Below are 14867 nucleotides of genomic sequence, written 5' to 3' on the forward strand. Positions count from 1 at the left end.
GCGCTATGAATAATATTGAGCAAAAGACTAAGCGCAAAGCGGTAAAGAAAAAAAGATACTGGATTCCGGTTACTATTATTTTACTGCTCATAATTGCAAGATTACTTCTCCCTTATATAGTAAAGAAGTATGTAAATAAAACTCTTGCAAACATACCTGGTTATTATGGCCAAGCGGAAGACATTGACATAGCACTTTACAGAGGAGCTTATGTGATAAAAGGACTCTACTTGAACAAGGTTGACGCACAAACGCAGGTGCCATTTCTCAATTTTCCGCAAACAGATATTTCTGTAGAGTGGAAGTCTATTTTTGATGGTAAAATTGTTGCCGAGATAAAGATGTATAGTCCGCAGGTAACCTACATTTTTGAAGATCAAAATACTCCAACAGAAGGACAAGAGGCAGATGTAGATGATTGGACTGCTGTACTTACAGATCTTGTACCCTTAGAAATAAACCATTTTGAAGTACATGATGGAAAACTAGGATTTGCACAAATAACCACTGAGCCACAAATAGATTTATACATGGATCAAGTTGAACTCACTGCAGATAATCTGCGCAATGTAAAAGAAACAGAGCGCAATTTACCCTCACCTATAAAAGCTACGGGCGTGACTATTGGTCAGGGCTTATTTGACCTAGATGGTAAAATCAATCTTATCAAAGAGATTCCAGATATGGACATTGATTTTGCGCTAGAAAACGCAAATATCACTGCCATTAATGATCTTACAAGACACTACGGAGGGATTGACTTCAAAAATGGCACCGTAGAAGTCTTTGGAGAGATTGCAATAGCAGATGGATATCTTAAAGGTTATGTAAAACCACTTATAGAAGATAGTAAACTGATAAGCAAGGAAGACGGTATCTTAGGAGTGATATGGGAAGGTTTTGTAGGAGTTTTTAAGTTTATTCTCAAAAACCAAGGTACAAATACACTCGCGCTTAAGGTTCCGCTAGAGGGCGATCTTAATAATGTAGAAGCAGGAGTTTTTCCTACGATATTTAGCATTTTTGAAAATGGATGGATTAATGCTTTTAAAACGAATGTAGATGAAGAGATTAATTTTTCTGACGCAGAGGCAGAAGCAGATAGAATATCTGAGGAAGAACTAGATGCAATGAGTGGAAAAGAAAGAAGAGCTTATAAAAAAGAACAACGTATAAAAAGGAGAGAACAAAGACGCAAGGAACGACAATCAGAAAATGACGCGAAAGAATCAATATAATTGCTACAGAACGGAAGAAATAATGATATTTTTGAATATCGAGACGTCCAGCATTAAGACTTTACACGTATTTTTGTAAACCGTAGGATTTCACAATCCGCAATTATATTTAAACAACAACCTATATGAGATTTTTTACTAGAGCAATTGCTTTTATATTCCTCCTGTCATTTTCTGTGACACATGCTCAAGATGCTACTAAAACAATAGACGAACAATTTACCGAAGTCATCGAGGGTTCTAATAACTACCAGCAATTTAAGGTTATTGATAAAGTAAAAATGACGCGCTTACAACAAAATGCAAAAGCACGTATTGATGTATTGCAGTCAGAAATAGAAAATCTTAAGTCTGAAATGAATAAGCAGCAATCAGCTGCGTCAAAAGTAAGCGCCGACTTAGAAAAAATACAATTAACTCTTACAGAAACTGAAGAGGAAAAGGACTCTATAAACTTCTTTGGCATCCAGATGAGCAAAGGAAGCTATCAGACCATGATGTGGAGTATTATTGGGCTTTTATTACTTGGACTTGTGTTTTTTATTTATAAGTTTAGAAGTAGTAACCTACTCACTAAAGAAGCACAACACAAACTTGATGAAACAGAAGTTGAGTTTGATGAGTACCGCCGTAAAGCACTAGAAAAAGAACAAAAATTAGGACGCCAACTTCAAGACGAGCGCAACAAAGCTCTCAAGTCTGCAAAAGGATAGTCTGCTTATTTTTAAAAAAATCAAAAAATCTGTACTTTGTAGTACAGATTTTTTTATGCACATACGCAAAGCAACTTTACAAGACCTAGACATCATAACACCACTGTTTGATGGATATAGACAATTTTATAGACAAGCATCAGACCTTGAAGGCGCAAGCCTATTTTTGACAGAAAGACTTTCTCATAATGAGAGTACTATTCTTATAGCCTTTCATGACAGTGAAGAAACGGAGGCCGTAGGATTTACCCAGCTTTACCCACTATTCTCATCAGTAAGTATGGAGCGCATGCTACTACTTAATGATTTGTATATTATACCAACACATCGTGGTAAAGGGATAGGTACTTTACTTATAAACAGTGCAAAAGAACTATGCACGTCGTCACATCAAAAAGGCATCGTTCTACAAACTGAGACTACAAACCCTGCTCAACAACTTTATGAGCGCCTAGGATTTAATAAAGACCCCGATTTACATTACTTTTGGGCTCACTAGCATAATACTCCTATTACAATAGCTCAACCTTATTAAGATTATGAGAATAGATATCATTACCGTTGTACCAGATTTACTTAAAAGCCCTTTTGAAGCTTCTATCATGCAGCGCTCTATCGCAAAAGGATTAGTAGATGTGCAGTTTCATAATCTACGTGATTACACAGATACAAACTATAAGCAAGTAGACGACTACCAGTTTGGTGGAGGCGCAGGAATGGTGATGCAGATTGAGCCTATAGATAAATGTATCTCTAAGCTTAAATCTGAACGTGACTATGATGAGGTGATCTATATGACTCCAGATGGAGAGACCCTAGACCAAGGGATGGCAAATACCATCTCTCTCAAAGGAAATATCATCATTTTGTGCGGTCATTATAAAGGAGTAGATCAGCGTGTGAGAGATCATTTTATTACTAAAGAAATATCCATAGGAGACTACGTTTTGAGTGGTGGAGAGCTAGGTGCTCTGATACTTTGCGACGCTGTCATACGTTTAATTCCTGGGGTGCTAGGTAATGAGACTTCGGCGCTGACAGATAGTTTTCAAGATGGATTACTCGCTCCACCTATTTACACACGCCCAGCAGATTATAAAGGCTGGAAAGTTCCTGAGATTTTAACGAGTGGTAACACTCCTAAAATTGAAGAATGGCGAGAAGAACAAGCATATATAAGAACAAAAGAAAGAAGACCAGACTTACTAGAGGAGTAATGAGTACGCTTTCGCGAAAGCGTAACAACCCACATTCTCAACAACTAGAAGTTTATAGCATTTTAAATTACATACCCAGTAAGGGAAGCATATGATTACAACAGACCACATAAAATCACTCCAAGAGCGCGTAGACGGCTTAAGGAGATATCTTTGACGTAGATCGCAAACGTATCGAGATACAAAACGAAGAAGAAAAAACCTTTGACCCAAATTTCTGGAACGACCCAAAAGAGGCTGAAGCCTTTATGAAAACCTTACGTTCTAAAAAGAAATGGGTAACAGATTATGAGGAGGCTCAAACCTTTGTAGAAGACCTAGAGGTCCTCTATGAATTTGCAAAAGAAGGTGAAGCTCCCGAAGAAAATGTGCAAGATCGTTACGACAAGGCAGCTGCTTTTATAGAGGATATCGAGTTTAGAAACATGCTTTCTGAGGAAGGTGATGAGCTTAGCTGTGTCTTACAAATAACCGCTGGTGCTGGTGGCACAGAGAGTTGCGACTGGGCAGCAATGCTTATGCGCATGTACTTAATGTATGCAGAAAAGCAAGGCTGGAAGGTGAAAGAACTTAACTTTCAAGAAGGTGATGTTGCGGGTATAAAAACCGTATCGCTAGAGATAGAAGGAGACTTTGCTTTTGGCTGGCTTAAAGGTGAAAACGGTGTACACAGACTGGTGCGTATTTCCCCTTTTGACAGTAATGCAAAACGTCATACTTCATTTGCCTCTGTATACGTATACCCACTTGTAGATGATAGTATCGAGATAGAAATTAACCCAGCAGACTATGATATTGTGACGGCAAGATCTTCTGGTGCTGGAGGGCAAAATGTAAACAAGGTTGAGACTAAGGTCCAACTTACCCACCACCCTACGGGTATACAAATCTCTTGTTCTGACTCGAGATCGCAACACGATAACCGAGCAAAAGCATTACAGATGCTACGTTCTCAATTATACGAGCTAGAACTACGTAAGCAAATGGAAGCCCGTAACGCGATAGAAGCAGACAAAAAGGCCATTGAGTGGGGATCACAAATACGCAATTACGTATTACATCCTTACAAACTTGTAAAAGACGTGCGCACCGCTGTAGAGACGGGTAACACTGATGCTGTACTGGATGGTAACATAGACCTCTTCTTAAAAGGTTACCTAATGATGATGGGACAAGAAGAAGCGAGTGATGAGCTTTAAAAGGATCAATTTTAAATAAAAAAAAGCCAATCGAAAGATTGGCTTTTTAAATTTATAGACTTATGACTTCTATATTCTTTCTTTTTTAAATAAAACTAAGGTTAATAAGAACCCTACAATTACAAGAATACCTCCTACCCAAGGCGTTGCGGCAACACCTAGATCAGATTCCACTACCATTCCGCCTACATAAGCCCCTATGGCAATCCCAACATTAAATGCTGCGATGTTTAATGCAGAAGCTACATCTTCGGTTCCTGGTAGGTATTTTTCGGACATTTTTACGACATACAACTGTAATGCAGGTACATTTGAAAAGGCAAGTATTCCCATAAAAAATAAGGTTGCTATGGAATAAGTCTGACTAGAAGCCGTGAAGTACAATACGAACAACACAATGGCTTGTAATGCAAACATTACCAATAAGGCTTTTCCTGGTTTATTGTTTGAAACTTTACCGCCTACAATATTTCCTATAGCAATTGCAATTCCATAGATCAAAAGAAATACACTAGTCATATCTGAAGAGAAGCCGGTCACTTTTTCTAACAATGGTGTTAGGTAAGTAAACGTGACAAATGTGCCTCCATAACCAAATGCAGTAATGGCAAGCACCAATAAAATAGACGGATTTTTAATCACTTTCAATTGGTCTACTAGTCTTAATGGAGCCGATTGTTTGATGTTTTTAGGAACCAAAACTAAACTTGCTATTGCTCCTATTAATCCTAATAATGCGACACCAATAAATGTTGCTCTCCATCCAAAATTCTGACCGATATAAGTTCCCAAAGGCACACCAGTCACAATAGCCACAGTAAGACCAGCAAACATTATTGAAATGGCAGTTGCTCTTTTGTCTTTTGGCACTAAACTAGCGGCAATGGTAGACCCAATTGAAAAGAATACACCGTGTGCAAAACCTGTCACGACTCTTGATAAGAGTAACAATTCAAAACTAGCTGAAATTGCTGCTAAACCATTACCAATGATGAAAAGCAACATAATTCCCATCAATAATTGTTTCCTTGGAATTTTACCAGTTAAAGCAGTTAATATAGGTGCGCCAATGGCTACCCCAATAGCATAAAGGCTTACTAATAATCCTGCTGATGTTAATGATGTACCTAGGTCGTTTGCAACTGTAGACAGCAGCCCTACAATTACAAATTCTGTCGTACCTATCGCAAAGGCACTTATGGTCAATGCCCATAGAGCAGCTGGTAGACTCTTCTTTTTAGTCACCGTTGTTTCTTTATTTATAGTTGTTGTTTTCATAATTTCTAATTTTTATTTCTATCCTTATTTTATGGCTACAGGATTTATTTGTACTTGTGTAGAGCCTTCATATAATGGATGACCCAATACAAAAAGGAATTCCCAAACTTTGTCCTCAACCAACTTATCTACAAGAATATTTTCCAATACTTGTACACCGTATTCGGTTGCCATCATTTGATTTACTGGGAAAGAAAGCTCGCTGTTTTCGTGTGGTACTGCTTCAAAAGACCAGTTGTCTGCACCGGCTGCTACAATTCCTTTCTTACCTAAGTAATGCGCAGCGTCCGTGCCAATTCCTGGTCCGCCAGCTAGATAACGTTTGTCATCTTTACCCATTAATTTGGTCCATCCTGTGTAAAAAAGCACTACATCACCTTTACGGATTTCAATGCCTTGTTTTTTGGCTACTTTTTCAATGTCTTCAACTGTAAAAACAGTACCTTCTTTTACAATATCTTGATTGTAGTAAGAGCGCATATCTAGCACAACACCTCTAGTAACAATTGGCGGTAATTTTTCTAGCCCTAATTTTTTCACACCAGAAACGGTTAAAAAATCTTCAACTTTATGTCCGTTATAATGAATATTGTCTCTACCGTAATGTGCCAATCCGTTTATTTGAGATCCAACACCTGTCCAACCAATTAACTGGTCATCAACGTAAGTAAATTTGTTAGAACCTGCAGCAGCAGTTTCTGGTTGTAACGTTTCAATATGAAAATATCTGTGGCGGAAAGCTGCAGTCTCGGCGTTTACCACCATTCCTAAGCGGTATACTTTTCCTTTTTCAACTAATTTTACAGCATCTAAAACCGTTTCTTCATTTAAAAGGTTAAGTGCACCAATTTCATCGTCTGCTCCATAAGGTGACGTTGGCACTTGTTGTGCGTTTGTACTTAAAGCAGCAAACAGTGTGACTGCTACGGCTATTGTTTTTAAAGTATTTACTATCGTTTTCATTTTTATATGTTTTTAAATTTCTTATACAAATTTCTGATTAATGCAATGGGTGTGCGAGGATGTACATCACCATTTTAAAGTGATGTATGTCACAGTTAACACTGCTCATAAATCACTATACTTTTCATTTTATTTAATCTTGAAGCTTCATTTTTAGCACCAAATAAGGTGGTTTACTAGCATCTTCACCTTCGTTTAACAAAGGCAGATTATGAAGCTGATTTGCTACGATATACAAGTAGTTTCCGTGTATGGCAACACCATCGGGCCAAGACAAGTCTTTTTTAGATTGCACAATGGTTTTCATTCCAGAAGGCGTACTTTCTACAATGGCTGAATTTTCAACATCGGTTACATACACTTTACCGTTTGCACCCACTTTAAATCCGTCAGATTTTGGTTTGTTGGCATAAAACTCGATATACTTATTAAGGTCGCTATCTTGCTTACTTTCATCTGCTAAAACAGCAGACGGGATGCGATAAATTTTAGTGTTTCCCATTGCACCATAGTAGATATACTTGTTTTCATCATCTATAGAAATTGGGTTTAAAGGATATCTTGGCTGAATGGTAGTACCGTCTTTTCTTTTATGAGAGACTAGTCTACCGTGAATTTTCACTGGTTCATCAGCAGGTAAAAATGATGCGTCCCCTTCCAAAACGCGTCTTATATAACCCGTTTCTAAGTTAATCACGACAAAAGCAGGCGCAATTGGCGGATTTAAAGCATCAGTCATATCTGCAATTACAGCAGTGTTATTTCTTACATCAATCACAAAATCCTGTAAAAAAGGTTTTGATGACAATACCGTATTCGGAATTGGAAACACCTTTGTTACGTTACCGGTAACTAAATCAAATCCAACTAATTTTGGAGCCTGATTTTGCTTTACGTTACCCATATCTAATACCCAAAGGATTCCATTTGCATCGGCTTGAATTCCGATGGTTGAATTGATACCTTTTATGCTTCCGTTTTCTGGTTTTACAATCCATTCTTTATCTCCGAACGGAATAGCTTCTCCACTTGGCAAAATTTCCTTTACCATATATTTTGAAGCGCTTAAGGCGCTCATCGTTACAAATATTCTTCCTTCGTTAGACACCGTTATATTCCCTGGTCTAGATTCTGGAAATGTTGCTATAGTATCTAATTGTGCTTGTGCAAATAGTGTAAAGTTCATTACAAATGCAAACAAGACTGTTTTTATAATTGTTACTGTTTTCATCGTTATTGTTTTTAAAAATTGAATATGATTTACTTAGTTGCCTAAAAACTTTTTTTGCGTTGATGGGTCTACCCAAATAACATCGCTTGGATCTCTGGCTATTGCGTCAAAAACGAGTACGTCTAATGGACCTTCTAAAATTTTTCCGTTACCATGTGCTGTGCCTTTTCCCCAAAAAAGTAAGTCGCCTTTTCCTGCAACAACAGGACCTTGATCTGCAACATAAAATTCTGCTTTGCCGTTTAAAATGTAGAGGTAGGCATCAGATTTTGCGTGGTAGTGCATAGGCACTTCGTCATATAATCGAAAGATTCTAACACCTGCGTGCTCGCGGTCTATTAATCTGATGTCTTTGATGATACCGTTGTGTTCTTTTGGTAGTAAATCAACATATTCATCTATGTTAATTACACCATAAGAATTGCCAGAAGAAAGTCCCTTACCATCTTGTGCAAATGATGTAAATCCAAATGAAATTATTGCTAATACTAAGAGTAGTGTCCTTGATGTTTTCATAATAATTTGTTTTTAATTGTTGGATACAAAATTCTATGAAAACAAAGGGGTGTGCGAGGACATACCTCACAGTTTTAATGTGAGGTAGATCAATATAAAAATGTGATTTAGATCACTTTTAGCTATTAAAACGACTTAAAGTCTCTCTAGAAACGCCTAAATAGGAAGCTATTAATTTTTTAGGCACGCGCTGTATTAAAGCAGGTAGTTTAGTAACTAGGTATTGATACCTATCTTCTGCAGTCATTGTAAGTAATGACAACACTCTTTTTTGCAGGTTTATATAACCGTGGTTTGATTTAACTCTAAAGAAATTAGCAACAGCTGGCACTGCAAGACAAATCTTCTCCCTATCTTCTAATGACAAGCAGAAAAATTCAGAATCTTCTAGACAATCTACAAATATAGTTCCTGGTTCTTGATGCTGAAAAGCACAGTGATCACTCACCCAGTATTTCTCCATTGCAAACTGGAGAATGTGCTCTTTACCTTTATCATCTATGTGATAGGCTTTCACAAGGCCATTGATAATCCAGTATTCAAAATTGACAGCCTGCCCTGCTTGAATTAAAAATTGATGCTTTTTTAATGTTTTAAAATGAAAGTGTGGCTCAATAAAATTCCACTCTTCATCTGTCAACGAGTATAACTCTTCAAAATGTTGCCTTAGTGAATGAAACTTGTTTTCCATAGTTCAAAATTACACTATTTACTAGAATCTTAATTAAAGATAAATGCTCATTTGCTATAGATTAACACGCCTCCATCCCAGGAAAGGCAAGCATTTGCCCCATCCCAACTGTAAAAAGCCAGTTACCATACAGTGCATGTTCTATAAACACCAGCGTGGTAGATCTTGTTTTCTTAAAGGTATAAGCAAATAATAGTCCTCCTAAAAATGTAAGCACAATCACTAAGGTGTTACGCAAGAATAAATGCGCCATTGCGAACATAATCGCATTTACTACAATAAGCAATCGCTTGTCTTTAAAGAAACTGCCATAACGATTAAAGAAAAAGGTTCTATAAATCAATTCTTGTGGCCATACTGACAGAAAAGTATAAAACAATAATATCATCACCCACAATCCTGGATTGCTTAATGGCACGCAGAATAAACTTGAAGGCTGCACCACATAAACATATATGGTTGTAATAATTGCTATAGCAATAAGTTTCACGGTAGTCTTCTTTATAAAAGAGTGCCAATTTATAGAGCGCTCCAGTTTGAAACTTACAGAACCACTCTTAAAAAGCATTACAAGTAAATAGGTGAAACCTATGAGTACACTAGCTACTTTTATTTTGAAATCATAAGGCAGCAAGAGGCTTAATGGTAATAACACAAAGAGTACAAAAAACTCCGAAAGCACGTAGTATTTACCGTTCATTATACGGAGATTGTTGTGGTATTCTTCACCTCACTTATCGTAAAGGAACTCTGCGTGCTGCCTATATACTTAAGCGTAGTAAGCTTGGTTACCATAAAATTACGAAAGTGCTCCATATCTCTCACAAGCACCTTGAGTAGATAATCATAATCGCCACTTACGTGAAAACACTCTAGCACCTCATCTAATGCTCTTACTTCTTTCTCAAAAGAATCTATAGCATCTTTCGCATGTTTTTCTAGTTTCACATGACAAAACACTTGAAAACCAAGTCCTACTATCTCCTTATTAATGAGTGTGATATATTGTGAAATAACACCAGAGCGCTCCATCTTTTTTACACGCTCATAAATAGCAGTTACAGAAAGGTTCAACTTTGCAGAGAGTTCTTTATTTGTGATTTTGGCATCATGTTGAAGGTAACCTAGTATCTTTTTGTCTATCTCGTCTAGTTTCATGGTAGAAAAATTATCAGTGAGGATTATTATTTTACGCTTTCGCGAAAGCTAAATTCTATTTTTTATCAAAAATACAGTTTTAAAATCTATAATTAACCCCTTACGTTGACTATAAATCTACAATCACATAAATTTACTAAACACAATCACAAGATCCCCAGCTTAATAACTAAAAGACAATTACTTTGATCCTGTAACACTAACAACAAATGTAATAGAACACCTCAACAGGTCTCTATTACAAAAACCGATATCAACCATGAAATTTAAACCAGCGAACGAGATTCAAGATTTACAATATTTTGGAGAATTTGGAGGAGTAAACCCTTCTATTTCAGACAGCTCTACTTACACATTCCTTTCGGCAAAAACAATGTTTGACACCTTTGAAGGAAATGCAGATGGATGTTATTTATACTCTAGACACAGCACTCCATCAAACTTATATCTAGGTGCAGCTCTTGCCGCAATGGAAGGAACAGAAACGGCAAACGTTGCCGCCAGTGGAATGGGTGCTATCACACCTGTGCTGTTACAATTATGCCAAGCAGGCGATCACGTAGTTTCTAGTCGTACTATTTACGGAGGAACGTATGCATTTTTAAAGAATTTTGCACCAAGACTTAATATTACAACGAGCTTTGTGGATATCACAAACCTTGAGGTTGTTGAGGCGGCAATTACAAAAGATACAAAAGTATTATACTGTGAGTCTGTGAGCAATCCGCTTTTAGAAATTGCAGATATCGCTGCTTTATCAGTAATTGCAAAAAAACACAATCTTACATTAGTGGTAGATAATACGTTCTCTCCACTTTCTATTTCTCCTGTACAACACGGAGCAGATGTGGTGATACACAGTCTTACTAAATTTATAAATGGATCCTCAGACACTGTAGGAGGTGTGGTTTGCGGTACTCAAGAATTTATCGATGCACTACGCAATGTAAATGATGGAGCAAGTATGCTACTAGGTCCTACAATGGATAGCTTGAGAGCTGCTTCTGTTCTTAAAAACTTACGTACACTTCATATACGTATGATGCAACACAGTCACAATGCTATGTATCTGGCAGAGCGTTTTGAAAAGTTAGGGTTAAGAACTGTATATCCGGGGCTTACATCACACCCAAGTCATGAGGTTTTTAATAGACACATGAACGAAAAATATGGTTACGGAGGAATGCTCACAGTAGATGTGGGCTCTCTAGACAAAGCAAATGCATTAATGGAATTAATGCAGGAAAAGAATCTTGGATACCTAGCGGTGAGCTTAGGTTTTTATAAAACACTTTTTAGCGCACCAGGAACCTCAACTTCGTCAGAAATCCCAGAAGATGAGCAAGCAGCTATGGGACTTACAGATGGCCTTATACGATTCTCAATAGGTCTTGATGCAGATATAGAGCGCACTTTTGAGATGATGAAGTCTTGCATGGAAGAAGTAGGAGTTTTGCAAACTGTCGTGGCTTAATTTTTTTCAATTTTATTGATATGCGAGGATAAAGCATAACTGCTTTGTCCTCGCTTTTTTTTTGAATGTATCTATTTTAGACACTTTAAAGACTAGTGATTTGAAACAACTCAATAAGATAGCGCTTTGAGTTATTTTTATTTAAAATACTATGTAATCTTACATTGCTGGTTTTTGAGCATACACCTTGCAGAATACCTCCTATTATTGTAACATTACGGATAGAAACCGCACAGTCTTATGAACAACGAATTGGAAGATCAAAAAAACCATCATACTGTTGAAAATCGTGAATTAAATATTTGGGAAGCACTCATACCTATCATTGTTCTTGTTGCGATGCTAGCATTTAATGTGTACGTTTTTGGTGATGATGCATTGAGTGGTTCTAATCAATTTATACTAATTATAGGTGCAGCTGTAGCTGCGATTGTGGGTTACTTTAACAAAGTGGGCTATGAGACAATGGTTGAGGAAGTCTCTCAAAATCTAAAATCTACAACTGGAGCTATACTCATATTATTAATGGTAGGTGCTCTAGCAGGTACTTGGCTTGTAAGTGGTATTATACCGACAATGATATACTATGGGCTTCAAATACTAAATCCAACCATATTTCTACCTGCTTGTGTAATAATTTGTGCAGTTATCTCAATTGCAACAGGGAGTAGCTGGACCACCTCTGCAACAGTAGGTATAGCTCTCATTGGTATTGCAGAGGCTTTGGGGATTTCTCTAGGTATGACAGCCGGGGCAGTACTATCTGGAGCTTATTTTGGGGACAAGCTTTCACCTATGAGTGACACCACAAATCTAGCACCAGCAATGTCAGGGACAGATCTTTTTACTCATATAAGATATATGACACTCACTACAGTTCCCACTATAGTTGTTACGCTTATTGTATTTATTATTTTAGGCCTTACCCTCGATACATCAGGACCTACTGATACCTCAGCAATTCTGAGCGATATAAGAACTTCTTTTAATATAACACCGTGGCTGTTTACAGTTCCAGTGCTAGTGATATTTCTAATTATCAAAAAAACTCCACCACTTATTGCACTTCTAGTAGGAACTATACTTGCAGCTCTTGCAGCACTTATTTTTCAACCGGATGTCATCATTTCGGTTTCTGGCGGTAATGAACTTAACTTTACTAACGGATACAAAGGGGTTCTCAATGCAATTACTGTAGATACAAGTGTAGCTACTGATAATACAATTCTCAAAGACCTATTCTCTTCAGGGGGTATGGCTGGAATGCTCGGGACTATATGGCTAATAATATGTGCTATGGTTTTTGGTGGAATTATGGACGCAATAGGTGCACTTGCTACCATAAGTAAAGCCCTGTTAAAGCTGTTTAGTACTACTTTTGGACTTTTTGCTAGTACTGTAGCAAGTTGTCTAGCTCTTAATTTAACAGCTAGTGACCAATACCTTGCTATTGTCGTTCCTGGTAAAATGTATAGTAAAGCTTTTCAAGATAAAGGTCTAGCGCCAGAAAATCTTTCCAGAACCTTGGAAGATTCTGGGACTGTCACTTCTGTGCTTGTACCTTGGAATACTTGTGGAGCATATCAAAGTGGTGTACTTGGGGTCTCTGTGTATGATTACTTTGTATATGCCATCTTTAACTGGCTTTCTCCATTTATGACTTTACTATTTGCTGCTTTTAATATTAAAATTAGACAACTTAAAGATGCTCGTTCGGCGGCTTAATGGTCTTAAAATTACGCTTTCGCGAAAGCGTAACTACAACATTTACAATACCTAAAGCACAAGCATAAGTGAAATCAATACTACTATAAGATTATCCCATTTTCAAACATCTTAATTCACTCTTTTTCTAGGTACTTTTGCACCCGAATTAAAAAACCTAGAAAAATGACTTTAGTCGGTAAAAAATTTCCAAACCTTGCTGTTGACGCAATGGATGAAATGGGAGATACTTTTAAATTAAACATCTTAGAAAAAGCTAAGGAAGAAGGAAAGAAAATCATTCTTTTCTGGTACCCAAAAGATTTTACATTTGTTTGTCCTACTGAGCTTCATGCTTTCGAGGCAGCTAAACAAGCATTTGCAGATCGCAATACGCTAGTAATAGGAGCTTCATGTGATACTCCAGAAGTACACTTTGCGTGGTTAAACACTGCGAAAGATAATGGAGGTATAGAAGGTGTAACATACCCTATTCTTGCAGATACTAACCGTAACCTTGCAAACCAACTTGGAATTCTTGACGTGACAAACGAGCGTTTTGATGAAGAGACTGGAACTGTAATGGTAGATGGTGACAATGTTACTTATAGAGCGACTTACCTTATTGATGAGGAAGGAACTGTTTTTCACGAAGGTGTAAACCATATGCCTCTTGGTCGTAATGTAGCTGAGTTCTTGAGACTCGTAGATGCTTACACGCACGTACAAGAAAAAGGAGAAGTTTGTCCTGCAAACTGGGAAGATGGAAAAGATGCAATGAACGCAAACCGTGATGGTGTTGCCAGCTACCTTGCTGCACACGCAAACTAAATAATAAAGAAGCTATGATTCAAGAATTAAATCAAGATAACCTTAACCAGATTGTTGCAGATAATAATACTGTTATTGTACAGTATAGTGCAACATGGTGTGGTAACTGTCGCATTATGAAGCCTAAGTTCAAGAAACTAGCTTCAGAAAATGAAAATGTAAAATTTGTAATAGTAGATGCAGAGAAGAATCCAGAGTCACGTAAAATGGCAACGGTAGATAACCTTCCTACATTTGCAACATTTACAAAAGGAGCATTTAAAAATCAAGTGCAAACTAACAAGTTTGACATACTTAAAGATCTCGTAAATGAAGTTACCAGTAATTAAACACCTCGTAAGTTTTATAGAAGAAAATGATCAAGATTTTCTTATTGAGACTGTGGAGACTTTAGAAAACCTTACAGAAGTTCCCTCTCTTAAAGATGAAGAGCTAGACGTTATAGGCGAACTCATCTCAAATATGTATGGTGCGCTTGAAGTGCACAAAGACATACAAAGTGGTACTGCAAAGAAAGAAGCTCTCAACGGCTTCATGCAACGAGTAATGGGATCTATAGACAATTAAGTCTACCTAAGTACATAAATTTTAAAATGCGATGTCTTACAGACATCGCATTTTTTTTATACGTTCTTTAAAAGTTATCTTTAGAAT

17 protein-coding genes are annotated in these 14867 nt (G+C 37.2%); 10 read left to right on the forward strand and 7 right to left on the reverse strand.

Annotation, left to right across the window (positions count from 1 at the left end; genetic code table 11):
- The first annotated feature begins 5 nt into the window (after positions 1-5).
- The 5 genes from KRODI_RS00915 (at position 6) to prfB (ending at position 4367) form a co-directional block, all read left to right on the forward strand.
- A complete protein-coding gene (locus KRODI_RS00915) occupies positions 6-1238 on the forward strand; it encodes a DUF748 domain-containing protein (RefSeq protein WP_013749683.1) in 1233 nt (410 codons plus the stop codon).
- Between the two features lie 125 nt (positions 1239-1363).
- Positions 1364-1951 carry a hypothetical protein gene (locus tag KRODI_RS00920; RefSeq protein WP_013749684.1) on the forward strand — a complete coding sequence of 196 codons (588 nt, stop codon included), beginning with the start codon at positions 1364-1366 and terminating at the stop codon, positions 1949-1951.
- Positions 1952-2006: 55 nt separating this feature from the next.
- Positions 2007-2450: a GNAT family N-acetyltransferase gene (locus KRODI_RS00925; RefSeq protein WP_013749685.1), complete on the forward strand. Its 444-nt coding sequence runs from the start codon at positions 2007-2009 to the stop codon at positions 2448-2450.
- A 40-nt stretch (positions 2451-2490) separates the two neighbouring features.
- A complete protein-coding gene (gene trmD, locus KRODI_RS00930) occupies positions 2491-3168 on the forward strand; it encodes a tRNA (guanosine(37)-N1)-methyltransferase TrmD (protein WP_013749686.1) in 678 nt (225 codons plus the stop codon).
- 91 nt (positions 3169-3259) lie between these two features.
- Positions 3260-4367 (forward strand): peptide chain release factor 2 gene (gene prfB, locus KRODI_RS00935; RefSeq protein WP_013749687.1). Its coding sequence is split into 2 segments (ribosomal slippage): positions 3260-3322 and positions 3324-4367, totalling 1107 coding nucleotides; the frame shifts between segments, so codons are not numbered across the junction.
- A gap of 69 nt (positions 4368-4436) precedes the next feature.
- Here prfB and KRODI_RS00940 read toward each other — a convergent pair.
- The 7 genes from KRODI_RS00940 to KRODI_RS00970 all read right to left on the reverse strand — a co-directional run bounded on the left by KRODI_RS00940 (position 4437) and on the right by KRODI_RS00970 (position 10204).
- A complete protein-coding gene (locus tag KRODI_RS00940; RefSeq protein WP_013749688.1) occupies positions 4437-5645 on the reverse strand; it encodes an MFS transporter in 1209 nt (402 codons plus the stop codon).
- Between the two features lie 24 nt (positions 5646-5669).
- Positions 5670-6608, reverse strand: a complete 939-nt coding sequence (locus tag KRODI_RS00945) for a cyclase family protein (RefSeq protein WP_013749689.1) — start codon at positions 6606-6608, stop codon at positions 5670-5672.
- Positions 6609-6741: 133 nt separating this feature from the next.
- Positions 6742-7839 carry an L-dopachrome tautomerase-related protein gene (locus KRODI_RS00950; RefSeq protein ID WP_013749690.1) on the reverse strand — a complete coding sequence of 366 codons (1098 nt, stop codon included), beginning with the start codon at positions 7837-7839 and terminating at the stop codon, positions 6742-6744.
- 33 nt (positions 7840-7872) lie between these two features.
- Entirely contained in the window at positions 7873-8355 is a 483-nt protein-coding gene (locus KRODI_RS00955; protein ID WP_013749691.1) for a cupin domain-containing protein, read from the reverse strand.
- Positions 8356-8473: 118 nt separating this feature from the next.
- A complete protein-coding gene (locus KRODI_RS00960) occupies positions 8474-9046 on the reverse strand; it encodes a Crp/Fnr family transcriptional regulator (protein WP_013749692.1) in 573 nt (190 codons plus the stop codon).
- Between the two features lie 61 nt (positions 9047-9107).
- Complete coding sequence (locus KRODI_RS00965; RefSeq protein WP_013749693.1) at positions 9108-9746, reverse strand: CPBP family intramembrane glutamic endopeptidase; 639 nt, start codon at positions 9744-9746, stop codon at positions 9108-9110.
- Positions 9746-10204, reverse strand: coding sequence for an Lrp/AsnC family transcriptional regulator (locus KRODI_RS00970; RefSeq protein ID WP_013749694.1), 459 nt, complete (start codon positions 10202-10204; stop codon positions 9746-9748). The genes KRODI_RS00965 and KRODI_RS00970 overlap by 1 nt, the downstream gene beginning before the upstream one ends.
- A 259-nt stretch (positions 10205-10463) precedes the next feature.
- Between KRODI_RS00970 and KRODI_RS00975 the strand changes: the two genes are divergently transcribed.
- The 5 genes from KRODI_RS00975 (at position 10464) to KRODI_RS00995 (ending at position 14780) form a co-directional block, all read left to right on the forward strand.
- Positions 10464-11678 carry an aminotransferase class I/II-fold pyridoxal phosphate-dependent enzyme gene (locus KRODI_RS00975; RefSeq protein ID WP_013749695.1) on the forward strand — a complete coding sequence of 405 codons (1215 nt, stop codon included), beginning with the start codon at positions 10464-10466 and terminating at the stop codon, positions 11676-11678.
- Between the two features lie 240 nt (positions 11679-11918).
- Positions 11919-13403 (forward strand): Na+/H+ antiporter NhaC, encoded by a 1485-nt coding sequence (nhaC, locus tag KRODI_RS00980; protein WP_013749696.1) that lies wholly within the window; start codon positions 11919-11921, stop codon positions 13401-13403.
- Between the two features lie 165 nt (positions 13404-13568).
- Positions 13569-14213, forward strand: a complete 645-nt coding sequence (locus KRODI_RS00985) for a peroxiredoxin (RefSeq protein ID WP_013749697.1) — start codon at positions 13569-13571, stop codon at positions 14211-14213.
- 14 nt (positions 14214-14227) lie between these two features.
- Positions 14228-14542, forward strand: a complete 315-nt coding sequence (locus tag KRODI_RS00990; RefSeq protein WP_013749698.1) for a thioredoxin family protein — start codon at positions 14228-14230, stop codon at positions 14540-14542.
- Positions 14523-14780 carry a DUF6952 family protein gene (locus KRODI_RS00995; RefSeq protein ID WP_013749699.1) on the forward strand — a complete coding sequence of 86 codons (258 nt, stop codon included), beginning with the start codon at positions 14523-14525 and terminating at the stop codon, positions 14778-14780. Before KRODI_RS00990 ends, KRODI_RS00995 begins: the two co-directional genes overlap by 20 nt.
- Positions 14781-14867: the final 87 nt, after the last annotated feature.

The organism is Dokdonia sp. 4H-3-7-5 (genome assembly GCF_000212355.1).
Lineage (GTDB): Bacteria > Bacteroidota > Bacteroidia > Flavobacteriales > Flavobacteriaceae > Dokdonia.

Coding starts and splice junctions, on each gene's coding strand:
- KRODI_RS00915 (WP_013749683.1), top strand. CDS start 6: ATGAATAATATTGAGCAAAAGACTAAGCGCAAAGCGGTAAAGAAAAAA.
- KRODI_RS00920 (WP_013749684.1), top strand. CDS start 1,364: ATGAGATTTTTTACTAGAGCAATTGCTTTTATATTCCTCCTGTCATTT.
- KRODI_RS00925 (WP_013749685.1), top strand. CDS start 2,007: ATGCACATACGCAAAGCAACTTTACAAGACCTAGACATCATAACACCA.
- trmD (WP_013749686.1), top strand. CDS start 2,491: ATGAGAATAGATATCATTACCGTTGTACCAGATTTACTTAAAAGCCCT.
- KRODI_RS00940 (WP_013749688.1), bottom strand. CDS start 5,645: ATGAAAACAACAACTATAAATAAAGAAACAACGGTGACTAAAAAGAAG.
- KRODI_RS00945 (WP_013749689.1), bottom strand. CDS start 6,608: ATGAAAACGATAGTAAATACTTTAAAAACAATAGCCGTAGCAGTCACA.
- KRODI_RS00950 (WP_013749690.1), bottom strand. CDS start 7,839: ATGAAAACAGTAACAATTATAAAAACAGTCTTGTTTGCATTTGTAATG.
- KRODI_RS00955 (WP_013749691.1), bottom strand. CDS start 8,355: ATGAAAACATCAAGGACACTACTCTTAGTATTAGCAATAATTTCATTT.
- KRODI_RS00960 (WP_013749692.1), bottom strand. CDS start 9,046: ATGGAAAACAAGTTTCATTCACTAAGGCAACATTTTGAAGAGTTATAC.
- KRODI_RS00965 (WP_013749693.1), bottom strand. CDS start 9,746: ATGAACGGTAAATACTACGTGCTTTCGGAGTTTTTTGTACTCTTTGTG.
- KRODI_RS00970 (WP_013749694.1), bottom strand. CDS start 10,204: ATGAAACTAGACGAGATAGACAAAAAGATACTAGGTTACCTTCAACAT.
- KRODI_RS00975 (WP_013749695.1), top strand. CDS start 10,464: ATGAAATTTAAACCAGCGAACGAGATTCAAGATTTACAATATTTTGGA.
- nhaC (WP_013749696.1), top strand. CDS start 11,919: ATGAACAACGAATTGGAAGATCAAAAAAACCATCATACTGTTGAAAAT.
- KRODI_RS00985 (WP_013749697.1), top strand. CDS start 13,569: ATGACTTTAGTCGGTAAAAAATTTCCAAACCTTGCTGTTGACGCAATG.
- KRODI_RS00990 (WP_013749698.1), top strand. CDS start 14,228: ATGATTCAAGAATTAAATCAAGATAACCTTAACCAGATTGTTGCAGAT.
- KRODI_RS00995 (WP_013749699.1), top strand. CDS start 14,523: ATGAAGTTACCAGTAATTAAACACCTCGTAAGTTTTATAGAAGAAAAT.